The sequence below is a fragment of the Paraburkholderia sp. UYCP14C genome (assembly GCF_004197395.1).
Lineage (GTDB): Bacteria > Pseudomonadota > Gammaproteobacteria > Burkholderiales > Burkholderiaceae > Paraburkholderia.
Map to the genome: position 1 here is coordinate 1 of NZ_SELS01000206.1, position 2,180 is coordinate 2,180.

At 59.0% G+C, this 2,180-nt stretch carries 2 protein-coding genes and 1 pseudogene; all 3 read left to right on the forward strand.

Going from position 1 to position 2,180, the window contains the following annotated elements; genetic code table 11:
- A partial coding sequence (locus EVC45_RS46435; protein WP_211193601.1) for a hypothetical protein occupies nt 1-195 on the forward strand: 195 nt, incomplete at its 5' end.
- A 167-nt stretch (nt 196-362) separates the two neighbouring features.
- Nucleotides 363-1,952: a rhamnogalacturonan lyase B N-terminal domain-containing protein gene (locus EVC45_RS44245; protein ID WP_168991673.1), complete on the forward strand. Its 1,590-nt coding sequence runs from the start codon at nt 363-365 to the stop codon at nt 1,950-1,952.
- 132 nt (nt 1,953-2,084) lie between these two features.
- Nucleotides 2,085-2,180 (forward strand): annotated as a pseudogene (locus tag EVC45_RS44250) (IS6 family transposase); the annotation flags it as partial.

Below are 2,180 nucleotides of genomic sequence, written 5' to 3' on the forward strand. Positions count from 1 at the left end.
ATCGCAGCAGCGCGAGGGCGTGATTATCGCGAACCTCGTGAATCTGTGGAACAGCTTCGGCAAGGCGGTCTGCGCCAAGACGGCATAGTTGCGCCCGCAACCAAATGGGCGCATACCCTGCTGAACAAAGCCCCCTGGAATCACGATTCACTTTGCCGTGGAATGGCTGTTCTCTTTGCGTGGAATACGCAGTGACACTTCTCTGTACTACAAAATGGGCCAAATCAGACTCGCTCACGCGAACCGTGGGCGCGTTGCTCCTTGCGGTTATATCGGCCTTGGTCGAGGCGGCCCCGCCCATGGGGGCTCCGGCTAACGCTCACGTTTTCGCAGCGGCGCGACCGGAGGGCATCAACTTCGGTATGGCTCAGGACGACCTGTCTATTAGCATTGATACCGGAGCGGGGCTTGCCTTTACGATCAGACGAAAAAGTGCAGGGGAAGCGAGCCGGGGAGCCGGGGACATCGTGTCAATGAGATATGACGGAGTGGAATTTCAGGACTCTCAAAAGGGAAGCCAGATAAACTCCGGCTTTTCCGATCTATACGACCGGCAGGCACCGGTCAGCGTCGACGCACAGCAAGTGGATGCCGACCATGTCAAGGTGACGGTCCGTGCCGGGGACTTAATCCATTACTATATGGCAAAGCGTGGTTTGGCCGCCATATTCATGGCAACCCACTTCGCCAGCGAGCCGAAGCCCGGACTGGTTCGCTACATTGCGCGCATCCGGCGAGATGCTTTACCTGATGGCTCACCACCGGCAGACCTTTTGGGTACCGACCGAATCGTGGAAGCACACGATATCTTCGGGTTGCCCAATGGAGAAACGCGATCCAAGCATTATTCGAACATGCGCCTGAAGGACTGGCAGTTTTTCGGCGCACGTGGGTCTGGCGTTGCCGTCTGGATGGTGCGCGACAACAACGAGGGGGGATCGGGCGGTCCGTTCTACCGCAGTCTGCTCGACCAAGGTACGCTGACCGATCAGGAACTGACCTACATCGTCAACTATGGCGAGGCGCAGACTGAGCCGTTCCGCACGGATGTTCTCGACAGCTACGCCCTTGTTTTCACGCACGGCAAGGAGCCCGACCCTCTCGATACAAGTTGGTTTGGCCGCATGTCGCTGAGCGGCTATGTCGGGCCGGAAGCGCGGGGCCGCGTCGTGGGTACGGGCATCGCCGGCATGGACCCGACGTTCGACTACACGGTCGGCTTTGCTGAGGCAGGTGCGCAGTACTGGACGCCTGCGGCACGGGCTAACGGCGCGTTTACCTGCGACGGCATGCGTCCTGGCACCTATCGAATGACGATATACAAGAACGAACTTGCTGTGGCGAGCAGTTTCGTCAGGGTGGACGCAAACCAAACAACGCGCATTGATACGGTGCCGACGCGTGATGATCCCGCTCGGGTGGTGGCCATTTGGCGCATCGGCCGTTGGGACGGCACGCCGTCCGAATTTCTGAACGGGACCCGTATAACTGTCATGCACCCATCTGACCGGCGCATGGGATCTTGGGCGACGGCGCCTTTCGTCGTCGGCACGTCGGCCACAGCGACCGACTTTCCTGCTTACCAATGGAAGGAGGTGAATAGCCTCGTTCGCGTTCGGTTCCAGCTTTCTCGCGCGCCGGTCGCCGCCATGACGCTGCGCATTGGCATCACCGCAGCTTTCGCCAACGGCCGCCCGGCAGTGCAGATCAACCAGTGGACGGCGCCGCTCCAGCCCATCTCCATTCAGCCGACGAGCCGGACGCTGACAGTCGGTACTTATCGCGGCAACAACCACATATATGCGATAGCTGTTCCCGCTTCCGCGTTCCGCGCGGGCGTGAATGAGTTGCGGTTATCAGTGACAAGTGGCGAGCTGGGCACCGACTTCCTGAGTCCGGGTCTATCTTACGACGCGATTGATCTCGTAGACAACATGAGCTCTGCGAGGTAGATAAGCCAAGAACCGCGGCTGTGTCGCGAGAGTGGAATCAGGGCGAGTAGGGCTGGTTACGAGGAAGATGGTTCTGTTGCAATAAGTCAGTCGGCTATGATGTTCGTAACAAGACGAACGACTGAAAGCTAGATGAAGACGCTGAATCCGACCGTGGCCCGCGTGCTCAAACGCCTGCATTACCCGCTTGATGTGATCCTGACTTGCGTGCGCTGGTATGTGGCCTAT

Excerpts from the sequence above, each read along its gene's own strand:
- EVC45_RS44245 (WP_168991673.1), top strand. The coding sequence starts at position 363 with ATGGCTCAGGACGACCTGTCTATTAGCATTGATACCGGAGCGGGGCTT.